General features: G+C 71.8%; 18 protein-coding genes. 9 read left to right on the top strand and 9 right to left on the bottom strand.

Translation table 11 applies throughout. The features are described 5' to 3' along the window. Window positions 1–9 precede the first annotated feature (9 nt). Window positions 10–3,399: a phosphodiester glycosidase family protein gene (locus tag ACFSKW_RS51530; protein ID WP_379582647.1), complete on the bottom strand. Its 3,390-nt coding sequence runs from the start codon at window positions 3,397–3,399 to the stop codon at window positions 10–12. A gap of 94 nt (window positions 3,400–3,493) precedes the next feature. On the opposite strand from ACFSKW_RS51530, the gene ACFSKW_RS51525 reads away from it, so the two are divergent. Both ACFSKW_RS51525 and ACFSKW_RS51520 read left to right on the top strand, forming a co-directional pair. Then, window positions 3,494–4,660, top strand: a complete 1,167-nt coding sequence (locus ACFSKW_RS51525) for a cytochrome P450 (protein ID WP_379582645.1) — start codon at window positions 3,494–3,496, stop codon at window positions 4,658–4,660. A 122-nt stretch (window positions 4,661–4,782) separates the two neighbouring features. Beyond that, on the top strand, window positions 4,783–5,478 hold the full coding sequence (locus tag ACFSKW_RS51520) for a hypothetical protein (protein WP_379582643.1): 696 nt from the start codon (window positions 4,783–4,785) through the stop codon (window positions 5,476–5,478). Here ACFSKW_RS51520 and ACFSKW_RS51515 read toward each other — a convergent pair. The 4 genes from ACFSKW_RS51515 to ACFSKW_RS51500 are packed head-to-tail and all read right to left on the bottom strand — an operon-like array spanning window position 5,403 to window position 9,156. After that, the gene (locus tag ACFSKW_RS51515) at window positions 5,403–6,068 is read right to left on the bottom strand and encodes a YoaK family protein (RefSeq protein ID WP_379582641.1); all 666 of its coding nucleotides are present in this window, start codon (window positions 6,066–6,068) and stop codon (window positions 5,403–5,405) included. The genes ACFSKW_RS51520 and ACFSKW_RS51515 overlap by 76 nt on opposite strands. 6 nt (window positions 6,069–6,074) lie before the next feature. Beyond that, a complete protein-coding gene (locus tag ACFSKW_RS51510; RefSeq protein WP_379582639.1) occupies window positions 6,075–6,707 on the bottom strand; it encodes a LysE family translocator in 633 nt (210 codons plus the stop codon). Next, complete coding sequence (locus ACFSKW_RS51505; protein WP_379582637.1) at window positions 6,704–7,054, bottom strand: spore germination protein GerW family protein; 351 nt, start codon at window positions 7,052–7,054, stop codon at window positions 6,704–6,706. Before ACFSKW_RS51505 ends, ACFSKW_RS51510 begins: the two co-directional genes overlap by 4 nt. 8 nt (window positions 7,055–7,062) lie before the next feature. Continuing rightward, a complete protein-coding gene (locus ACFSKW_RS51500) occupies window positions 7,063–9,156 on the bottom strand; it encodes an alpha-galactosidase (protein ID WP_379582635.1) in 2,094 nt (697 codons plus the stop codon). An 81-nt stretch (window positions 9,157–9,237) separates the two neighbouring features. On the opposite strand from ACFSKW_RS51500, the gene ACFSKW_RS51495 reads away from it, so the two are divergent. Continuing rightward, window positions 9,238–10,356 (top strand): ROK family transcriptional regulator, encoded by a 1,119-nt coding sequence (locus tag ACFSKW_RS51495; RefSeq protein WP_379582633.1) that lies wholly within the window; start codon window positions 9,238–9,240, stop codon window positions 10,354–10,356. Window positions 10,357–10,462: 106 nt separating this feature from the next. On the opposite strand, the gene ACFSKW_RS51490 is transcribed toward ACFSKW_RS51495, so the two are convergent. Continuing rightward, window positions 10,463–10,972: an alpha/beta fold hydrolase gene (locus tag ACFSKW_RS51490; RefSeq protein ID WP_379582631.1), complete on the bottom strand. Its 510-nt coding sequence runs from the start codon at window positions 10,970–10,972 to the stop codon at window positions 10,463–10,465. A gap of 240 nt (window positions 10,973–11,212) precedes the next feature. Between ACFSKW_RS51490 and trpM the strand changes: the two genes are divergently transcribed. The 4 genes from trpM to ACFSKW_RS51470 all read left to right on the top strand — a co-directional run bounded on the left by trpM (window position 11,213) and on the right by ACFSKW_RS51470 (window position 14,888). Continuing rightward, entirely contained in the window at window positions 11,213–11,377 is a 165-nt protein-coding gene (gene trpM, locus ACFSKW_RS51485; protein WP_379582629.1) for a tryptophan biosynthesis modulator TrpM, read from the top strand. A 276-nt stretch (window positions 11,378–11,653) separates the two neighbouring features. Next, window positions 11,654–12,895, top strand: coding sequence for a tryptophan synthase subunit beta (gene trpB, locus ACFSKW_RS51480; protein ID WP_379582627.1), 1,242 nt, complete (start codon window positions 11,654–11,656; stop codon window positions 12,893–12,895). Next, window positions 12,892–13,707, top strand: a complete 816-nt coding sequence (gene trpA / locus ACFSKW_RS51475; protein WP_379582625.1) for a tryptophan synthase subunit alpha — start codon at window positions 12,892–12,894, stop codon at window positions 13,705–13,707. Before trpB ends, trpA begins: the two co-directional genes overlap by 4 nt. Before the next feature lie 242 nt (window positions 13,708–13,949). Beyond that, window positions 13,950–14,888 carry a MerR family transcriptional regulator gene (locus ACFSKW_RS51470; RefSeq protein WP_379582623.1) on the top strand — a complete coding sequence of 313 codons (939 nt, stop codon included), beginning with the start codon at window positions 13,950–13,952 and terminating at the stop codon, window positions 14,886–14,888. 30 nt (window positions 14,889–14,918) lie between these two features. On the opposite strand, the gene ACFSKW_RS51465 is transcribed toward ACFSKW_RS51470, so the two are convergent. Both ACFSKW_RS51465 and ACFSKW_RS51460 read right to left on the bottom strand, forming a co-directional pair. Continuing rightward, window positions 14,919–16,592, bottom strand: coding sequence for a hypothetical protein (locus ACFSKW_RS51465; RefSeq protein ID WP_379582621.1), 1,674 nt, complete (start codon window positions 16,590–16,592; stop codon window positions 14,919–14,921). A gap of 282 nt (window positions 16,593–16,874) precedes the next feature. Beyond that, entirely contained in the window at window positions 16,875–17,183 is a 309-nt protein-coding gene (locus ACFSKW_RS51460) for a hypothetical protein (RefSeq protein WP_379582619.1), read from the bottom strand. Window positions 17,184–18,103: 920 nt separating this feature from the next. On the opposite strand from ACFSKW_RS51460, the gene ACFSKW_RS51455 reads away from it, so the two are divergent. Together ACFSKW_RS51455 and ACFSKW_RS51450 are read left to right on the top strand one after the other, a co-directional pair. Then, on the top strand, window positions 18,104–18,661 hold the full coding sequence (locus ACFSKW_RS51455) for a TetR/AcrR family transcriptional regulator (RefSeq protein WP_379582617.1): 558 nt from the start codon (window positions 18,104–18,106) through the stop codon (window positions 18,659–18,661). Window positions 18,662–18,750: 89 nt separating this feature from the next. Next, entirely contained in the window at window positions 18,751–20,430 is a 1,680-nt protein-coding gene (locus tag ACFSKW_RS51450; RefSeq protein ID WP_379582615.1) for an alpha/beta fold hydrolase, read from the top strand. 17 nt (window positions 20,431–20,447) lie between these two features. Here the strand turns inward: ACFSKW_RS51450 and ACFSKW_RS51445 are convergent, their stop codons facing one another. Further along, window positions 20,448–20,849 (bottom strand): hypothetical protein, encoded by a 402-nt coding sequence (locus ACFSKW_RS51445; protein ID WP_379582613.1) that lies wholly within the window; start codon window positions 20,847–20,849, stop codon window positions 20,448–20,450. Window positions 20,850–20,905: the final 56 nt, after the last annotated feature.

Genomic DNA, 20,905 nt, shown 5'->3' with positions numbered 1-20,905 from the left:
AGGTGCAGGTCAGGCGGCGGCCCTGGTCGCGGTGGCGACCGTGGCCTCCTTCTTGACCCCGTTCACCGTCACCGCGACCAGCACCTGCCCGCGCCGCAACGCGGTCAGCGTCCCCGTCGCGGGGTCGAGGGCGGCCACGTGCCACGGCTTGGCCTTCGACAGCGGCCCGACGTGCAGATTCGGCGATCCGGACCACTCGGCCGACACCGGGTAGGCCACGGGAACCGTCCTGTCACCCTGGGTCAGCGACGCCTTCACCATCGCGGGCGAGCCCACGGACACCGCCGCGGGAGCCGTCAGCGTCAACGTGTCCACGTGCGGACGCACCTGAGTGCCGATCCAGGCGGGCGCGTCGACGAACCAGTTGCGCCTGACATGCTCGGCCTCCTGCGGCGTCACCGGGTCGACGCCCCATAGCGACCAGCCGGTGAACCCGCCGTCGTCCGCGGCCGTGGCCGGGTTCTTGCCCGAGTTGCCGTTGATGAAGTACGGCACCGCGTCCACGTGGGAGGCGTTGAAGGTGCCGACGTGCGCCCCCACGTAGGCGGCGCCCTTGCCCGTCGTCCGCTGGAAGTCGGCCAGCCACCCTTCGACGAGCGCGGCCTCCTTCCTGTCTCCGAGCTGGCTGCCCTTGCCTGGCGTCGGGTCGCGCGGCGGCACGTGGAAGAGCACGACGACCGAGCCCACGGAGTCGTCGCCGGCCGCGGCGGTGAGCTGGTCGCGCAGGAGCGCGATCTGGTCGAAGCCGCCGCCACGCAGGTTCAGCCTGGAGGTGTCGAGCGTGATGAACCTGGTCCCCTTGTGGTCGAAGACCTGGTAGGTGTCGCCGAACACCGCCTTGAAGTTGTCGATCTTGCCGCCCATGACCTCGTGGTTGCCCGGCACGTAGTGGTAGGGCAGGGCGCCGCCGAGTTCCTCGTCCAGGATCCGCTTGGCCAGCGCGAAGTCCTCGGGCGAGGCCTCGTCCACCAGGTCACCGTTGATCAGCAGGAAGTCGGGCTTGGCGGCCTTCAGCTCGCGCAGCGTCCTGCGCGCGTTCTTGACGATGTCGCTGTCGGGCTGCCTGGCGACGAACTGGGCGTCGGACATCACCGCGAACCGCCACGGCATGCCGTCCACGGACGCCTTCACCACCGGGTCGCTCACCTTGGCGGCCGGCGGCGCCTGCACGGACGGAGGCACCCTGGCCACCAGGCCGTCGATGGCGATCTCGTTGGTGTACTTGGCGTCGGCCCTGGTCTCGGCCACGTAGAAGCGGCGCAGCCTGAGCGGGTAGCTGACGCCCGGCGGCACCGCGAACTCGACGTACTTCCAGCCGCTCCAGGTGAGGTAAGGCCCGCGCAGGATCTGCGACTGCCCCTGGGCGTCGTAGAACTCCAGGCTGGGCCACTCCCCCTTGCCGGTGGAGTTGATCCACAGCCCGAACGCCTGCGGCTGGCCGGGGATCACGAGCTGTTGCGGCGGCGAGGCGTAGGCGGCGCGGGTGGCGGTCGACTGGGTGAAGTCGTAGGTGAGCTTGAGCCCGCCGCCGCTCTGCCCCTGGCCGGCGCCGAGCGAGCCGGTGGCCCTGGCCGCGGCGAACGTCCACGAGGCGGCGTTCTCGAAGTCGGCGACCGCGACGTCCTCGAACCCGACGGTCACGGGCACGGCGGTCGTCGATGCGCCGACGCGCGCGGTGATCAGGCCGGACCCGGTCGCCTTGAGCGCCTTGACGGTGAAGAGGCCGTGCTGGCTGGGCCGTACCTCCAGCAGCGACGTGTCGTAGTCGAGCTTCAGGTCGTCAGGCTCGATGGGCGCGGAGTTGCCGTTGCGGTCGTAGCCGACGACGCCGAAGGAGCCCGTGGCGTCGGCCGCCGCCAGGCCGACCCTGTCAGTGGTCGCGCCGATGCGGACGAGCGGCTGCAGCACGGTCAGGTCGATGCTGCCCTTGGCCGCGCCGCGCGAGGCCCTGACCGTGGTCTGACCGGGGACCCAGGCGTGGAAGACGCCTTCCTTGTTGACGCGACCGTGCACCGAGGTCGAGGTGTTCCACGACGGCACGCCCTCGGCAGGGCCGTACGTCTCGTCGTACCCGGCGGCGGTCAGCCGCCTGGTGAGCCCGGGGAAGACGCGGTCGGGGCGGCCACCGGCGACCGGTCCCACACCCGGCGCCTTGGCGGGGTCGCCGGCTGTCTCGAGCCAGAAGCCCTTCAGCTTGCCGCTGCCCTGCGGGGCGTAGAGGGCCAGGCCGTTGGGGACGTGGCGCTCCCCGCCGTCGGAGGGGCTGTTCTCGACCTGGACGTCGGCGCTGCCGGGCTCCCGGGCGAGCAGGGTGGAGGAGCCGCCGCCGTCGAGCTCGAGCGCGTTGTGGGCGCCGAGTTCGACCATGAGCGCGGCCATCTCGCCGAGCGTGAGGCCGCGGCTGTCGGCCTGGCGTCCGTCGACGGTGAGCAGGTACATCTTCCTGCCGTCGGCGGAGAAGCCGACGGAGGTGCGCGGGTGGCTGTCGGTGTCGGTGAAGGGCTGCGCCTTGCCGTCCTTGACCAGGACGTTCCTGCCGCCGACCGCGGTCCGCACGGCGCCGCCGTCCGAAGGCTTGGGCTGGTACTTCACCTCGACACGGTCGCCGGCCTTGAGCGAGGCCAGGGCGTCGGCGCCCGCCTCCCTGCCGACGAGGATCGTGGTCCCTGCCGGGATGGGGCCCTGGCCCGCGGAGGTTCTGACCTCGGTGACGGCCCCGTTCACGAGCACCACTTCGGTGACCTTCGCGGCGTCCGAGCGCCGGTAGGAGCCCCACAGCGGGGTGAACAGGCCGACTCCGCCTGACTGGACGTTCTGGTTGAACTGGGTGAGGGTGATCGGCGTGCCGCCCTCGGGGGTGGCGGTGCCCTCGAAGTGCATCTGGAGGACGCGGCCGACGCCTTCGTTGAGCGCGACCGCGTTGTTCCAGCCCTGGACGGGCGACTGGATGAGGTCGCCGTCCTTCACACCGATGCCGAGGGCGGCGCCCGAGCGGTTGATGTCGAAGTAGTCGCCGTTGACGGCGGCCACGGCGCGCGCCCGCTTGGCGGGCCCGGACAGCGCCTCGGTCTTCGACACCTCACCGGAGTTGAGATAGCCGGCCGTGACACCGCCCGACAGGTCGGCCGAGAGCGCGTCGGCGCGCAGCCAGCCCGCCGCGTCGAAGCGGTCGAAGGAGGTGAGCGTGATGCCCGGCGCCACGGGCCGGGTCTTCTTGGCCGTCTCCAGCGACCGTCCCGCCGGAGCGTTGAGCAGGAGGGTGGAGTCGGAGCTGTAGGACGACGCGGGGGGCGCGTCCTCTGCGGGAGCGGGTGGATCCGCGTGCGCCGGGGCGGCGACGAAGGTTAAGGCGAGCGCGGCGGATGCCATGTAGCGGAGGGTCTGCACGACCGAACTCAATCGCGCAATGGTGACAAGTTTCAATACTTCGCAATGAACTAAAAGAAAATTTCAGATCTTGTCCGCCCTCCACCGGGCTTGGACGATGGCACGCGTGGACCCCTACGCGTTCTACCGTGACCCGTACCTCGTCTACACCATCGCCAGGCGGACGCCTGGCCTGGCCTTCGTCCGCGATCTCGACGCCTGGCTCGTCGCCCGGCACGCCGACGTGCGCGAGGTGCTCGGCAGGCCGGACGTCTTCTCCTCCGCGGGCGCGCTGCGCCCCGACCAGGTGCCTGGGCAGGAGGCGATCGCCGAGCTGGCCAAGGGCTTCCAGCAGACGCGGACGGTGCTCACCACCGACGGCGAGGCCCACCAGCGCTACCGCAGGCCGATCACGCGCGGGCTGTCGCCCGGCAGGGTCGGCGCGGCCGTGCCGTACATCGCCGAGAGGGTCGACGCGCTGATGGACGCCCTGCCCGGCGAAGGTCCGGTGGACTGGATGGCGGCCTACGCCAGGCCGCTGCCCGCCGAGGTCTTCGGCCACCTGCTCGGCCTCGACCCCGCCGACGTGCACCCCGCCGTCGAGGCGGGCAGGCGCGCCGAGGAGCTGCTGTTCCGGCCGCTCTCCCCCGCCGAGCAGGCCGACGCGGCCCGCGCGGCCGTCGGCCTCCAGCACCTGCTCCACGGGTACGCCCTCCGCGAGCCCGGCGAGGACCTCATCGGCGAGATGGTCAGAGGACTGACCCCGAACGATCCCCACGAGCTGGTCTCCAACCTGCAGAACCTGCTGCTGGCAGGACACCTCACCACCAGCGCCCTGCTCGGCACGCTGCTGCTCAACCTGCTGCGCCACCGCGAGCAGTGGGAGCTGTTGTGCGAGCGGCCCTCCCTCATCCCCGCCGCGATCGAGGAGGGCGCCAGGTTCGACGCCCCCGTCCAGGGCTTCCGCCGTACGGTCACCGCGCCCTACACGCTGGCCGGCCACGAGCTGCGGGAAGGCGATCAGGTGTTCGTCTCGTACGGCTCGGCGGGCCGCGACGAGGCCGTCTTCGAGCGCGCCGACGCCTTCGACATCACCCGGGACCCGGTCAGGCACCTGTCGTTCGGCCACGGCGCGCACGGCTGCCCCGGCTCGCAACTGGCCCGCGAGCAGGTCCGCCTCACGCTGGAGCGGCTCACCGCCCGCCGGCCCGGCCTCCGGCTCGTCTCCGGCCGCGTCACCATGGAACCGAGCCTCATCCACCGCTCGCCCGAGACCCTTCACCTCACCTGGTGACGCCGGCCGAGCACACCCCGGCAGACGTCCGATCTGTGAGGGCCGGGCCTTAACCACTGGCTTTCGGGTAGACGTGAACGCAGACTGAAAGGGCAGATCAGCGCAGAACGCGTGGAGCAGCCGTGGACACTCTGTACGATCACATGCCGATCCTGTCGCGAGGCAGGCACCGCAACCCGCGCAAGGGCGCCTGCTTCATGGAGCTGGCCTCCTATCTGGCGGGCGAACGGTGGAGCGACCATCCCGCGTGCACACACCCGCTGCTCGCGGGCCTGGCCCGCCTGGTCAACGACCACACCACCGACGAGGGCAGGAGCAGGCTCGTCCCGCTCGTCCCCTCCATCATCGGGCTAGTCGGTGACGACCTTCGGATCGACGCCAGGCTGGCCCTGCGCGCCGCGACCACCGCGCTGCCGATCGCCGCCGCCGAGCGGCAGCTCGCGCTGGCCGTCTCCGTTCTGGCCGCCGAGGAGATGCTCGCCAGGCTGGACGGCCGTCCGGCGGAGCTGGAGGCGCGCAGCAGATGGGCGTTCGCCCAGGCGCCGCACGCCGCCGACTCGGCCAGGCGCTTCAGCCGGGCCGCGAAGATCACCGACAAGGGATTCCGCAGGTACGCGGCGCCGAACGCGGTGCAGCTGTCCGTCGTGGGCATCGCGCAGGCCTGTGTGGCCGATCCCGACGCGATCCTTCGCGAGCTCCTGGTCGGCGCGATCGCCGAATGCGACGCGATGATCCCCCGAGCTCATCCCCGGGCGAACACCACGACGGCCAGCAGCAGCACCAGCGCGAGCGCCAGCGCGGCGGGCGGGCCCAGGTGAAAGTGGAGCAGGCCGCCGCACAGCGCGCCCGCGCACATCCCGAACACTGACACGAGCCGGCGTCTGCCGGCGGCTCCAGGGGGGTCGCCGGCCAGCCCCGTTATGGCGATCGTGAGGACCGTGGTCGTCATGTCGGGGACGGCCAGCTTGCGGACCACCGCGTTCTGCATCCCCATGCCGCAGGCGAGCAGCGAGATGAGCGCGATCTGCGCGCCGATGTTCCGATGGCCGAAGATCGACGCGATCACCAGCGCCGTCGCGACGAGCGTCGCGTGGACGGCCGTGACGGGGGTGAAGGCCCTTTCCACGTCCGAGCGCGCGATCAGCCGCGCCGCCGTCCACGCGCCGACCATGAACGTGGAGATGGCCAGCAGCGACGACCACAGCGACAGTTCCCGATCTCCCGCCAGCGCGAAGCCGACGAAGACCACGTTGCCCGTCATGTTGGCGACGAAGACCCTGTTCAACCCCAGAAAGCTGACGGCGTCGACGAGGCCGGTGACCAACGTCAGCGGGATGAGCAGCGCCGGCAGGTGCCTGTGCTTGTTGGTGTCCCCCGGCAGGAGCCATCCCGCGACGCGCGTGAGCACGGGAGCCTACGGCCTGCTCGAGGCGGCCAGCCGCACACCGAGGACGATCAGCGCCGCGCCGGTGAGCCCGTCGATCGTCCTGCGCACCGCCGACCTGGCGAAGAGCCTGCGCAGCGCGCCCACCAGGTTGGCCACCGCCACGAACCACACGGCGGTACCCACCAACGCGATCGCCGACAGCAGCATCGTTTCGGAGAGCGCGGCTCCTGCGGAGACGAACTGGGGCACCAGCGCCACGAAGAACAGCGCGGCCTTGGGGTTGAGCGCGTTGGTCAGCAGCCCTTCGCTGAAGGCCGCCCACGCGCTCCGCCTGCCGGGGTCGGGCACATCGAGCCGGAGCGAGCCGCCCTTGACCGCCGAGCGCAGCGCCTTCGCCCCGAGGTAGAACAGGTAGGCGGCGCCGACGACCTTCACCACCGTGAACGCCATCGCCGACGCCGCCAGCAGCGCCGCGACACCGGTGGCGGCGGCCACCACCCAGGCGAAGATGCCCACCGCGATGCCCGCCGCGGACGCCATGCCGTACCCGCGGCCCGAGACCGCCGACCTGCGCACCACGACCGCGAAGTCCGGGCCCGGCGACATCGCGCCCAGCATGACGACGCCGCCGAAGGCCACGACCTGCGTGAGGGAGGTCAACGCCGCGCCTTCCGCCGGTGCCTGACGATGGACCTGATCGTGAGCAGCAGCACGACGGCCACGATCTGGCCGCCGATCACGATGCGGTTCACGTCGACCGCGGGCCGCCAGGTGACCTCGCCGTTCTTGATGACGTACACGCCTGCGGGCGTGGCGCCCAGGCCGTAACCGCCGCCCGAGCCCTGGCTCGGGCGCTCGCCCTCCTGCTTGCCCCCGCCGCCTCCGCCGCCCTGGGCGATCCTCGCCACCGGAATGACGGTCACGTCGCCTCGCGTCACCGGTTCGCCGAAGACGCGTTGGACGCTGGCGCCGTCCTTGGTCTTCTCCATCAGGCTCATGATGTCCATGGGATCATCTATATCCCGAGACGGCGCAGCACCACCATTTCGCTGCGGTAGTCACTTCCCTCCGTAGACCAGGTGGGCAGGGCCAGGCCGTGCGACATGAGCGTCTGCCCGTGCCGGCGCTCGCCCGCGGCGTCCTCGTAGACGGCCTCGGGGTCGAGCCCCGCGAGCCGTACCCTGCGAGGAGGGTGCTTGGACAGCGCGAACGGGTTGTAGGCGAGCACGACCACGGTGTCCTCATGGACGTACTGCACGGCCGAGGCCGTCACGCCCGGCGTCCCCGCCAGGCGGTGCTGGCGGCCGTGCTGGATGGCGGGCCGTACCGCCTTGTAGGCGGCGATCAACTCGCGCGCCTGCTCGAGCTCGGCGGGCGACCACCTGGTGAGATCGCCGCCGACGCCGAGCGCTCCCGCCATGGCCACGTGGAAACGGTAGGCCAGCGGCACCTCGCGCCTGGTGTGCGGGTTGGGGCTGTCGGTGACCCACGCCGACATCGCGCTCGCCGGGTAGAGGTAGGAGTAGCCGTCCTGGATGGCCTGGCGGTCGCGGGCGTCGGTGTTGTCGGAGGTCCACACCTCGTCCGTGCGGCGCAGGATGCCGAAGTCGATCCGGCCGCCGCCGCCCGAGCACGACTCGATGCGCAGCCGGGGGTGGCGCTCGCGCAGGGTGTCCATGACCGCGTAGACGCCGCGGGTGTGCTCGATCCACAGCAGGTCGGCCCGCTCCCCCGCCTCGGCCCAGCCTGCCTGGGTGAAGCTGCGGTTCATGTCCCACTTGAAGTAGTCGAGCCCGTAGTCCGACACCAGCCCCGACAGCCAGCCGATCGCCCACTCGCGCACATCGGCCCTGCCGTAGTTGAGCACGAGCTGGTTACGAAGGGTGTCGCGGCGGCGGCCTGGATAGTGCAGCACCCAGTCCGGATGCTCACGGTAGAGGTCACTGTCGGGGTTGACCATCTCGGGCTCGACCCACAGGCCGGCCCGCATGCCGAGCTCGCGAACGGTGTCGAAGAGCTTGGACAGGCCCTGCGGGAAGCGGTCGGGGTTGGGCCACCAGTCGCCGAGGCCGCGCCTGTCGTCGGTGCGGGAGCCGAACCAGCCGTCGTCGACCACGAACAGCTCCACACCCAGCTCCGCGGCCCTGCGGGCGAGGTCGATCTGCCCCTCCTCGTTCACGTCGAACCAGGTGGCCTCCCAGGAGTTGTAGAGGACCGGCCGCTCCTCGAACGGCGTCGGCAGGACGTGGTGGCGCGCGTAGTCGTGCCACGCCCTGCTGGCAGCGCCGAACCCGCCGTCGCTGTACAGGCCCAGCGCCGACGGCGTGACCAGCGTCTCTCCTGGGTCCAGGGGCCACGAGGGGCCGTCGTGGCCGAATCCGGCGGTGACGGCGACGTCGCCCTCGGGACGGCGCTGCGCGGTCAGCCGCCACGAGCCGCTCCACGCCAGCGCCACCGTCCACACCTCGCCCCGCTCCTCGGTCGCGTCGCCGGCGTCGATCATGATCCACGGGTTGGCGCGGTGCGAGGTCGTGCCCGTCCTGCTGGTGAACGTGGTCTCGCCGACGGCCAGCTCGGCCCTGTGCAGCTGCGTCTCCTGTGCCCAGGCGCCGGCCACGCCGGTGTAGCGGTAGCCCGCCTGCTCGGGGATCGCCCAGCTGCCCGAGTCGAGCCTGCCGAGCCGTACGGCGTGCGGGCCCTCGTTGGCGACGCTGACCCACCGCTCGACGACCTCGGACACCACCTTCACGTGCACGCCGACCCGCAGCCCCAGCGGGTCGCGCAGCACCAGTTCGATCTCCGTGTCCGACAGTACGGCCTCGACGAACGACAGCTCCACCGAGCGGACCCCACCGGCGTAGGCGGCCTGCAGCGACGGAACCCCCCAACGCCGGCCGCCCTCGACGGGCAGCAGCTCGTCCACGTCGCGGGGGTCGTGGAAGCCGGAGCCGGTCCGCCGCGGCACCTGCCCGACGACCTCGGCCAGCGCCGCCTCCGGCAGCCTCGGCCCCCAGTACCACTGCACGACGCGGGTGTCCTCGCCCGCAGCCTCGACGCCGAAGACGAAAGCCGAGGTCTTCGTGACGGCCGCCCAGGCCCTGTCGCCCACCGAGAGTATATTCACACTAGACACAAACCCAATGACAGCAGATCGTATCCTTCATCGCCAGAGGGGAAGTTTGTTCACTCCATGAATCTCTCTCCCGCGGCGCGGGCGGTCTTCGTCGAACTGCTCCTGCACGGGCCGCTGTCCAGGGCGGAGGTGGCCAGACGGCTCGAGCTGTCCCCCTCGGTGCTGACCAAGCTCACCAGGCCGCTGCTTCAATCGGGGTACCTGGTGGAGGAGCCGGGCCCCTCGGGCGTGCCCGGCCGGCCTTCCGTGCCGCTGCGGGTCGATCACGGGCGCCGCGCCTACGCCGGGATCAAGCTCACCGGCACCGAGCTGTTCGCGGTGCGCACCGACCTCGGCGCCGCGGTCACCGCCGAGGTGCGCCTGCCGCTCGACGGGCACGACGTGGCGTACGTGGTCGACCGGATCGCCGCCGCCGTCGCCGCCGTGTCCGCCGGCGATCCGCCCGCCGCCGTGGGCGTCAGCCTGGCCGGTACGGCGTCGCGGACGGACGCGGTCGTCCACCGCTCCCCCTTCCTGGGCTGGCACGGCGTCCCGCTGGCCTCCCTCGTCAGCGAGGCGACGGGGCTGCCGGCCGTACTGGAGAACGACGTGCGGGCGCTGACGGCCGCCGTCCACTGGTTCGGCGCGGCCGCGGGCCACCGGACGTTCGCGCTGGTCACCGTGGGCGAAGGGCTCGGCTGCGGGATCGTCGTCGACGACCGGCTGGTGGCGGGGACGGCGGGGGTCAGCGGGCAGATCGGCCACCTGAGCATCGACGGCAGCGGACCCATCTGCGAGCGAGGGCACCGCGGGTGCGCCCGCGCGTACGTCGCCGCCCCGTCCATCAGGCGGTCGGCGAGGGCGGCGCTCGACCGTCCGCTGCTGACCTTCGACCAGGCTCTCGGCCTGGCCCGGTCGGGCGACCTGGTGGCGCGGCGGATCTTCGACGAGGCCGGGCTGGCGCTCGGGCGGATCGTGGCGACGATCGCCAACCTGATCGGGCCCGAGGTGGTGGTGCTGTCCGGCGAGACGGTGCACATGCACGAGGTGTGCGCGCCGGCGTTCGAGGCGGCGCTGGGCGAGCACACCCACTGGACGAGCGAACCGGTCGAGGTGCGCGTGCAACCGTTCGCGTTCACCGAGTGGGCTCGGGGAGCGGCGGTCGTGGCACTCCGCCACGACCTCGGCGTTCCGTGACCGCGGGACCTTTCCTGCCTTCTGCCCCAGGTCAAAGGGCTCTTCGCGGCGGGCCGGCGGGCAAGCCGGCGCCCTCCTTCACGGGAGGGCAGAACGGCCGAGGTCGTCAGCGCAGGAACGCCGCGACGGTCGCCGCGAACCGGTCGGCGTCGTCGAGCCAGGGGTAGTGCCCGCCGCCCGCCTGGACGACGAGCTCGGCGTCGGGGAAGAGCCCGGCGTACGCGGCCGCGGGACGCGGGCCGAGGGCCCAGTCGAGTGCACCGGACAGCAGCAGCACCGGCGCGGCGAACATGGCGAGCGCCGCACGGATGGCGTCGGGATCGAACGCGCCCTCGGCGGCGAACGCCGCGGCCGCGACCTCGTTCCGCTGGCCACCTTCAGCCGCCTGGTGGGCCCTGGCGGTCGCATCCCACCGGCCGTAGAAGAAGGGGGCGACGGCCTGCCAGTCGTCCTGGGTGTCCGCGCCGGCGACGATCGCCTCGAAGGCCGCGAGCCCTGCCGTGAACCACGGCTCGGACCTGCGGAGCCGTGCGATCTCGCGGTGGTCCTCTGAGGTGATCGCGATGCCGACGGCCTTGATGCTCGGGGTGATCAGGGCGAGCCGGTCGACGCCCAACGCCGGACACGCGACACCGCGCCCACCGGCACCGTCGAGACGCCGTAGGCGCGGGTTCTCTCCCCACGGGCAGGCGGCCGCACCGCGTGGTGAGAACCGGCACCCATCGCCGCGTGCGGTGATCCAGGTCAGGATCTCGGCCAGGAGCGGTCTCCCGCGTGATTCCGGACTCTGCTGCGGCGAGAGCCTGAGGCAGGAGGGGCCGGTGTTGTCCTGGGGCAGAAGGGGTATGCTGCGGGCATGTCTGTTGCCGCCCGTCTCGGCCCTGGTTGCCGCCCTCGTGGCTGCCGGGCGCCTGCGCGGCGGGTGCGTGGCCGACGGGTCCGGTTTGTGATCGGCTCCGATCCTGGTCAGGTCAACGGGATGCGATGGCTTCGCGCGCCGCGCATGGCGCAGGGCCGCTGAGGGAGATCACTTCTCCTCCGCCCCGCCTCTTCCCCTGACCGGCTTGTTCTCTCACCTGCCGTTTCCTGGGTCATCTCCTGCTCGGCCTCCGGGTGCTGCACCCGGTCTCGTGCCGTTCGTCGAGCGCGTCGGGAGTCGCCCTGGCTCGCTGGTGCCGGCCGGCCGCAGGTCTGGCGGAAGGGGCTGGGCGGCGCTCGCCCATCTGCGCGGAGACGCGATCCGTGATCACCGTTAGCCAGATATCCGGGGCGTCCGCCCCGGCGTAGGAGCTGTCGCATGTCCAGCGAATCGTTCATCCCGGCCCCTGAGGGCCGCGCCCCTGACGCTGAGGGCTATTTCGGCGCGTTCGGCGGCACGTTCATCCCGGAGGCGCTCGTCGCCGCGGTGGATGAGGTCGCCGTCGAGTATGAGAAGGCGAAGACGGATCCGGAATTCGTCGCCGAGTTCGGGGCTCTGCTCGTCGACTACACCGGGCGGCCGAGTGCTCTGACCGAGGTGCCGCGGTTCGCCGAGCACGCCGGCGGCGCCCGGGTGTTCCTCAAGCGGGAGGATCTGAACCACACGGGCTCTCACAAGGTCAACAACGTGCTCGGGCAGGCCCTGCTCGCCAGGCGGATGGGTAAGCCGCGGGTGATCGCGGAGACCGGTGCCGGGTCGCACGGTGTCGCGACGGCCACCGCCTGCGCGCTGTTCGGCCTCGAATGCGTCATCTACATGGGCGAGATCGACATGCGGCGCCAGGCGCTGAACGTCGCCCGGATGCGCATGCTCGGCGCGACCGTCGTCCCGGTCACGTCGGGGTCTCGCACACTCAAGGACGCCATCAACGAGGCGTTCCGGGACTGGGTCGCCAACGTCGGGTCCACCCACTACCTGTTCGGCACCGCGGCCGGCCCGCACCCGTTCCCGGCCATGGTCCGCGACTTCCAGCGCGTCATCGGCGTCGAGGCCCGCCGCCAGATCCTGGACCGCACCGGCCGCCTGCCTGACGCGGCGATCGCGTGCGTCGGCGGCGGGTCCAACGCCCTCGGCCTGTTCCACGGATTCCTCTCCGACAGCAGTGTGCGCCTGGTCGGCTGCGAGGCCGCCGGGCATGGCGTCGAGACCGGGAAGCACGCGGCGACGCTGTCGGCGGGCGAGCCCGGCATCCTGCACGGCTCCCGCTCCTACGTGCTGCAGGACGAGGAGGGCCAGATCACCGAGCCGCACTCGATCTCCGCCGGGCTGGACTACCCGGGCATCGGCCCCGAGCACGCCTACCTCAACGACCTCGGCCGTGCCGAATACGTCCCGGTCACCGATGACCAGGCGATGCAGGCGTTCCTGCTCCTGTCGCGCACCGAGGGGATCATCCCGGCGATCGAGAGCGCCCACGCCCTCGCCGGAGCCCTCGACGTCGGCAGGGAGCTCGGCGAGGACGGACTGATCCTGGTCAACCTGTCCGGCCGCGGCGACAAGGACATGGACACCGCCGCCCGCCACTTCGGGCTGTACGAGACCGACGGGGAGTCGAAGTGAGTGGCAACATCCAGCTGTTGACCGACACCTTCGCCCGGACCAGGGCCGAGGGCCGAGCCGCGCTCATCGCCTACCTCCCGGCCGGTTTCCCGACTGTCGACGGCGGCATCGCGGCGGTCAAGACGGTCCTTGAGTCCGGCGCCGACATCGTCGAGGTCGGACTGCCGCACAGCGACCCGGTCCTGGACGGCCCGGTCATCCAGACCGCCGACGACATCGCTCTGCGCGGCGGCCTGAAAATCGCCGACGTCATCCGCACCGTCCAGCAGGCGCACGCCGCCACGGGCAAGCCCGTCCTGGTCATGTCGTACTGGAATCCGATCGCCCGCTACGGCATCGAACGCTTCACCACCGAACTCGCCGACGCCGGCGGCGCCGGCTGCATCCTGCTCGACCTCCCCGTCCAGGAATCCGCGGCATGGCGCGAACACGCCGACGAGCAGGGCCTGGCCACCATCTTCGTCGTCGCGCCCAGCACCAAGGACGAACGACTGAAGCAGATCACCGCAGCCGGATCCGGATTCGTGTACGCCGCCTCCCGCATGGGCGTCACCGGCGCCCGCGACACCGTCGGCACCGCCGCCGACGACCTCGTACGGCGCACCAGAGCCACGACCGACCTCCCGGTCTGCGTCGGCATCGGTGTGTCCGCCTCCGAGCACGCTGCCGAGATCGCCGGTTTCGCCGACGGGGTGATCGCCGGCTCCGCCTTCGTCACGGCACTCCTCGAGGCCCCCGACCAGGCTGCCGGACTGGCGGCCATCCGTGCCCTCACCGCCGAACTCGCCCAGGGCGTCCGCGGGGAAAGGTAGCAGCGGGCCGGCGAGAACGAGCCGACAGCGCACCCTGTGCGCGCCGGGTGAACGTGGACGACACCGGTCTTCCACGTTCATCTCGGTCAACGAGGTCCGCCGCTTCCCCGAACCGGGGAAGGCGTGGCAGCCGTGCGCGAGAGCACGCTCGCCGACGGTTCGGGCCGCGCGTCAGCTGTGGTTAGCTGCCTGCGGGCGAACGGGCTTGAGTCTCCTGTAGGAGGAGACGCGAGGGTGAGGGCATGGACGGCGACACGCTCTATTCGATCGGCGACCTGGCCCGGCGTACCGGGCTGACGGTCAAGGCCATTCGGTTCTACTCCGACACCGGGATCGTGCCGCCGACCGACCGCAGCCCCGCCGGCTACCGCCTGTACGGCATCGACGCCGTCGCACGCCTGGACCTCGTACGGACGCTGCGCGACCTCGGGCTGGACCTTCCCACGATCAGGAAGGTCGTGGACCGGGAGGTCCCGCTCACCGAGGTCGCCGCAGCGCACGCCGATGCCCTGGCGGTGCAGATCCGCACGCTGCGCCTGCGGCGCGCGGTGCTGACCGCGGTGGCCAAGCGCGGGTCCACCCCTGAGGAGATGGATCTCATGCACAAGCTGGCCAAGCTATCCGAGGACGAGCGCCGACGTCTGATCGGCGATTTCCTCGACTCCGCCTTCGGCGGCCTGGACGCGCAAGCCCCCTTCGCGGGGATCAGGCGCTCGCTGACTCCCGAACTGCCCGACAACCCGAGGGCCGAGCAGGTCGAGGCGTGGGTGGAACTGGCCGAACTGTCCCAGGACCCGGATTTTCGCGCCGGCGTCCGGCGCATGGCCGAGCAGCTCGCGGCCGAGCTCGCCCAGGGCGACACCGCGGTCCTGCGCCGCGACTCCGCCGCGATGGTCCGCGAGCAGGCCGGCCCTGCCCTGGCCGCCGGTATCGACCCCGTCTCGCCCCAGGCCGACCCGGTCGTCACAGCGGTCACGGCGCAGTACGCGCGCGTCTACGACTGCCCTGACGACCTCGACCTGCGGCGAAGGCTGCTGACCCGGCTGGAGAGCGCCGACGACCCTCGCAGGGAGCGGTACCTGCACCTGCTCGCAGTGATCAACGGGTGGTCCGCCCCTGAGAGCCTGGCGCCGGTGCTCGACTGGTTCATCCGGGCCCTGCGCGCCCGCATCCCGGGATAGTCATCTGCCCGCGTGGCCGGTGCCGCTCGTTCACGTGTCCCGCGTGCCCGGGCGGCGCCAGGCCACCCAGTCGCCGGTGTGGTTGCGGTTGCCGGTGATCGGCCACCATCCGGAGGGCGCCGCGGGCCAGGTGCGCCGGATGTCCATGCCCTTCGGCCAGGGAAGCACGACGAGGCTCACGTCCGGCGGAAGCCATGCGGGATGGTCCGGGTCGATCGGGACGAGCTTGGTCCGCACCTGGTACGCCTGCGAGACCCAGATCCGCCAGTGCAGACCCGCGTAATGGACGCCCACCCGGTCGTCGGCGCGCAGCCCGGCGGGCGCCAGATCGGTGGCGAACGTCAGGATACGTCCCCACGGCGCCGTGACCTTGGACACGGTCACCCCGGCGATCACCAGCTCCGCGACGACGCAGGCCGAGACGAGAACGGCGAACCCGCCCCTGCGGCTCATGACGGTCGTCACCAGCGTCGCGGCGGCCAGCGCGGACACGGCCGCCAACGTGGCCGATACCAGGCTCAGGGAGTCCCAGTTCCAGGTGATGAAGCAGATCTCCGGAAAGTCGAACATGCCGAAGAAGTCACGGGTCAGGCGCTCCCCGGCGTGCAACCGTACGATCGCAGTCGCGAGCAGGGTCAGTCCCACGGTCGCGAGGACGGCCCTGGTCGCCCGCGCGCGGCGGACGCGGGTCAGCACCACCAGGCCCGCCATGAGGAGCACCGGGGTCAGGCAGGCGAGATATCTGCCGTAGGCGAGGTTGGCGACGGTGCCCTCGCTCGGCAGCGCGGCCGACGTGGCCAGGGCGATTCCGGCGACGGCCGCCAGCGCCGCACCCGCCACGAGTCGGTCGGGCGTCGGGGTGACCCTGCGCAGCGTGATCGCCACCAGCGCGACCAGTCCGAGACCCGCCAGTCCGAAGGTGGCGACGACCGCGTGCCAGATCTGGCCCGTCGACACGGCCAGCGTCCACGTCAGGCCGTCCAGGCTGCTCAGCCGGGTGGTGAACCACTCGCCGAGCGGCGCGACACCGCCGGGGTAGATCTGTTCCCGCACCCAGGCGTTCATCGCCCACCCGGCGCCCGCCGCGCCTGCCGTGACGGCGCCCGGCAGCCAGACGCCTCGCCCTGTCGTACGGCGGTGCCGTACGGCGACGAAGGCGAGCAGGCACCCGTGCACGGCGAGGAGGACGAGGCCGCGGGCGTGCGTGCTGGAGGCGAAGGCGACGGTGGCTCCCGCGGCCACGCCGTACCATCGGCCGCCGCCGGTGAGCCAGGTGTGCAGCAGGAGCAGCCAGCCAAGGACGACCACCGGCAGGACGGCGTCGGTGAGCGCGAACTGCGAGTAATAGACCGCTGAGGGGATGAGCGCGGTCGCGTGGGCGAGGACGTACGCCCTGCCCCTCGGCACGCGCAGGCGGCGGAACGCGAGGTAGGCCAGGGGCACGAGCCCGGCGCCGATCGCCGCGTTGACGACCACCACGAGGCGGTAGACCGTCTCCGGGTCGTCGCTGATCCAGTACGCGGGAGCGAGGAGCAGCGCGTAGCCGCCCTGGTAGAACGTCCGCCAGGACAGGTCACTCGCAGCCCCGCCCGACAGGAGCCGCGCGGCCAGGAGGTAGCCGGACTCGTCGGGGATGAGCAGCGGCCTGGCGTGCTGGAAACCGAGTACGACGCGGAGAACGGCCTGGGCCGCCCAGCCTGCCACGATCGCCCACACCCAGGACCGGTGACGCGTGGCCGGCCTTTTCGTGCGCGGAATGACATGGGCCGGCCGAACGGTGGCGGATATTGGTCCCACGATCGCCCCTGAAACGACACGAATAACGCTGATAGGGCCACACCATATCGGGGAGCGTTTGTCCGTCAGGAGCGAAGAACGCCACCGACGCCTATGCGTCGCGCATCCACGTGGTAATGAATGCGCGGGCGCCGCGCCCGGAATTCCGGCGCGGCGCCCGTCATGACGCGGTCGTATCCTGATTCACCGTCAGTTGTTCGGCGGCGTGTTGTTCACGAAGGGCCCGCAGTTACCCGGCCACGTGTACATTCCCGTGACGACACAGGCCGACTGGAACACCTGTCCGTCCGAGGTGAGGATGGAGATGTGGACATCGTTGCTGGGCGGCTCGCCCTGGTCGACGATGGTCGCGGCGATCACCGTCTCGCCGGCGGGAACGATCGGCGTGAGGTTCTGCCACGTGGGCGACTTGCTCGAGTCGCGGACGAACAGTCCTCCGGTGGCGGGCACGAGCAGGGTGAAGTACTTGTCACTCCGCTGGGCGCTGTCGATGCTCACGCTCGGCCCCGCCGGGCCCGACATCCCTGTCGCGCCTCTGGGGCCCGTGGGACCTGTGGGGCCGGTCGCACCCGAGGCCCCCGACGCGCCGGATGCCCCCGTCGCGCCCGTCGGACCTGTCGGACCTGTGGGGCCGCTCTCGCCGGAGGCACCCGTCGCCCCTTGTGGTCCGGTGGGACCGGTGGGACCGGAGACGCCCGTCGCGCCTCTCGGTCCCGCGGGCCCGGTCGCGCCTGTCGCCCCTCTCGGTCCCGTGGGCCCGGTGGCGCCCACCGGTCCGCCACTGGGGCCTGTCGGACCGGTCGAACCCGTGGCTCCCTTCGGACCTCTCGGCCCGGCAGGACCTCGCGGGCCCTTCGGCCCTGGCGGGCATGTGCACCTGCCGCGGCCACAGTCGCAGGGGGCGCACCGCCCGGCCGTGCACGGCTCCCTGAGCGACAGGGCCGATCGCCCGGCGTATTCTCCGGGGCCGGACGTCACGCCTGCCCGATCGAATCGCACTGTGTCGCCATGCGCATTTCCCACCTGGATCGACATGGTGAGAACGATCGTCGCCGTGGCGGCCCACGCCAATGCCCGACCGCCAAAACGCGGGCCTTCGGCCCGCCTCATACCACTAAAGGGCATCTGACTTCCCAGTGACTTGGGGGTTCTCACAACCCTCGTTTCGACCGCGCTGCGACAGCGACGGCACGCACCGGGATACCCCTGGGAGTCTGTCGATCACACTATCGCCAAGCAAAAAGATCACATGTGTGAAAGACCTTGGACGTACCGCCATATCGATAGCGGCAGTAATTCCTTTTCACCCCTTTTGGCCCCCAGTGCGGATCAACCAGACAGGCCCGGCGACGACCGTCCCGGGACCCGGCGAGGTGGGCGGGTTGCGCAGAATATGAAGACCGGTCTATTTTGTGCTTATGGGACAGAAGGGCGCCGAGACGCGGACACGGCTGCTGGACGCGACCCAGGAGCTGATCGAGGGCGGCGGGTACTTCGGCGCCGGGCTCAACCAGGTGATCGCGGCCAGCGGGGCCCCCAGGGGCTCTCTTTACTTCCACTTCCCTGGCGGCAAGGAGCAACTGGTCGGCGAGTCGGTACGCCGGGCGGGGCAGGAGATCGGCGCCGCCATGGCAGAGCTGGCCGGCGCCGGCTCATCCGCCGAGGAGTTCGTCGCGGGGGTCCTGGACTGGCTGGGCGAGCGGCTGGAGGAGTCGGGCTGGCGCAAGGGGTGTCCGGTGGCCACGGTGGCACTGGAGATGGCCGCCACCAGCGACCCTCTGCAGGAGGTGTGCTCGGAGGTCTACACCGGCTGGGAGGCGGCGCTGCGCGAACTGCTCGGCGACCGCCCTGACGCCGACGACCTCGCGGTCACGATCCTGGCCCTGGTCGAGGGAGCCCTGTTGCTGGCCAGGGCGCATCGCGACAGGGAGCCGCTGCGCCGCGTCCGACGCCGGATCGCCGTGCTGCTGCGCTGAACGGGCTGTCGCGCACAGGCCCGCCTCGAGAAGGAGGCGGGCCTCTTTCGGGGCAAGAAAATATGTAGACCGATCTATTAGGGAGTTCTATGGACGCCATCGTCTTCGGGGCGACCGGCTTCATCGGCCGCTCACTCGTCGCCGAACTGCTCAACGACAACCAGCACGTCGCGGCGGCCGTCCGCGACGACACCCTCACCCCGTGGCTGACCAGGCGAGGGATCGACACCGGCCGCCTGACCGTCGTCCACGCCGACATCACCCGCCCCCTCGCCGGGCTGCCCGACGCGCGCGACGTCTACAACGCCGCCGCCCGCTTCGCGTTCGGACTCGGCGTGGACGAGGCGCGGGCGACCAACGTCACAGGGGCGCTCAACGTGCTCGAATGGGCCGCCACGCTGCCCGGCCTGCGGCGGCTCGTGCACGTCAGCGGCTACCGGGTGAGCGCGTCCGACGGGCGCCCCGACTACCGCAGGCTGGGCGCCTACGAGGCGTCGAAGCTCGAGGGCGACCTCGCCGTCCGCGCCAGGGCCGGCGAGCTGGGTCTCCCGCTGTCCATCGCCAACCCCAGCACCGTGATCGGCCCCGGGCAGTACATCGGCCTGGCCACGTTCGTCGAGGACCTGTGGAAGGGACGGCTGCCCGCGCTTCCCGGCGGGCCCGACGTCTTCCTGCCGGTCGTCACGATCGACTATTTCGCCCGTTTCCTGGCGAGGCTGCCGACGGCGGAGGCGGGCCAGTACTGGGTGCTCGACGACGCCACCCCCCTCCTGCCCGAGCTGATCAGCACGATCGCCGAGCACACGGGCGTCAGGGCGCCGCGCCGTACCGTCCCCGTGGGTCTGGTGCGGCGGCTGCCACGCGCGCTGACCGGCGCCGACCCCGAGACGCTGTCCTTCCTGTCGGCCGACCGCTACCCGACGGACTCCGCCCACGCCTTCGCCGCCTCCGCGGGGCTGGAGATGCCGCCGGTCGCCGACGCCCTGCGCCGGTGGGCCGACGACCTGGTGGCCGCCCGTTTCGGCGCCTGGGAGCCGTGGCTCCAGCCGTACGGCTTCCACCCGGTGGCGGGGAGCCGCACCTGGGTGAACGGCGAACGCCACGACCCGGCCCACGTCCTCCTGCACGGGCTGCCCATGAACGCCGACCTCTGGGCTCCCCTCGCCGCGCGGCTTCCCGGGAAGGTCCTGGCCCCCGACCTGCCCGGCCTGGGCCGTTCCTCCCCCATCCCCGCGAACGAGACGCCGGTCACATGGCTGGACGACCTGATGGGCCCCGTCCGCACCCGGCCGGTGCTGGTCGCGCACTCGCTGGCTTGCGGTCCCGCGCTCCGCTTCGCCGTCCGGCATCCGGAACGGATCAGCGGGCTCGTGCTGGTCTCCCCTGCGTTCGCGCAGGCACCGGGCCCGCGGCTCACCCGGTCGGCGGCGGCCGTCCCGATGCTGCGCCGGATGTCCGCCGCCCGGTTGGCCGGGACGCTGGGCCTGCCCGAGGGGCCCGCCGTGGCGAGCGCCGCGGCCGACCTGCGCAGGCCCGGCGTGGCGGGCCGGGTCATCGCCGCTCTTCGTACGGCCGTCGCCGAACGCGAGGAGTCGCGCCGCCTGCTCGCCAGGGTCACGGTCCCCGTGGAGATCGTCGTGGGATCCGACGATCCGCTGGTGTCCGCCGTCGGCCGTCCCGTGACGGAGATCGCGGGAGCGGGCCACTATCCGCAGCTCACCCACCCGGCCGAGGTCGCGCGCCGCCTGCTCGCGCCGTCGCCCGCCTGACCTTCCGAACGGCGGGCTCAGCCCCTCCGCCATCTGGCAGGGTCGCCTCCGCGGGCGGTGCAGCGCATCAGGGTCCCGGCCTCGCTCCTGCCGAACGCTCCCTGCGGCGAGCAGAAGGAGCCGGGACGAACACCGATCCGGAGCGCGGGGTGCGCCGGTCGCGCGGTCCTCGTGGCCTTCGGGCGCGGCGACGGGATGCGGGCCTTCTTGGCCGGCCTGGGCGAGACGGTGCTCCCGTCCCTGGCCGGCCGCTTGCCGAGCGGCCTTCCCGTCCCGGGCGTCGGGGTCAGGAACGGCGCCGGCGTGGGCGTCGCCGCGGCCGGCTCACCGGCGGGTCGCGCCGCGCCGGTGGCGGCTCCACAGCCGCTCAGGAGCAGGACGGCGATGAGCGGCGCGACTGCGCGTCGGATCGGGGGCATGCGGGTGGCCTCTCGTCGGGGGTCGCACGGAGCCCATCCCACCACAATCTCGTCAC

The sequence above is a fragment of the Nonomuraea mangrovi genome (assembly GCF_042681425.1).
In the GTDB taxonomy this organism is placed as follows: Bacteria; Actinomycetota; Actinomycetes; order Streptosporangiales; family Streptosporangiaceae; genus Nonomuraea; species Nonomuraea mangrovi.
This window is presented reverse-complemented; position numbering and strand designations above follow the sequence as displayed.

Coding starts and splice junctions, on each gene's coding strand:
- ACFSKW_RS51505 (WP_379582637.1), bottom strand. CDS start 7,054: ATGGACATCATGAGCCTGATGGAGAAGACCAAGGACGGCGCCAGCGTC.
- ACFSKW_RS51495 (WP_379582633.1), top strand. CDS start 9,238: ATGAATCTCTCTCCCGCGGCGCGGGCGGTCTTCGTCGAACTGCTCCTG.
- trpM (WP_379582629.1), top strand. CDS start 11,213: ATGTCTGTTGCCGCCCGTCTCGGCCCTGGTTGCCGCCCTCGTGGCTGC.
- trpB (WP_379582627.1), top strand. CDS start 11,654: ATGTCCAGCGAATCGTTCATCCCGGCCCCTGAGGGCCGCGCCCCTGAC.
- ACFSKW_RS51470 (WP_379582623.1), top strand. CDS start 13,950: ATGGACGGCGACACGCTCTATTCGATCGGCGACCTGGCCCGGCGTACC.
- ACFSKW_RS51455 (WP_379582617.1), top strand. CDS start 18,104: ATGGGACAGAAGGGCGCCGAGACGCGGACACGGCTGCTGGACGCGACC.
- ACFSKW_RS51450 (WP_379582615.1), top strand. CDS start 18,751: ATGGACGCCATCGTCTTCGGGGCGACCGGCTTCATCGGCCGCTCACTC.
- ACFSKW_RS51445 (WP_379582613.1), bottom strand. CDS start 20,849: ATGCCCCCGATCCGACGCGCAGTCGCGCCGCTCATCGCCGTCCTGCTC.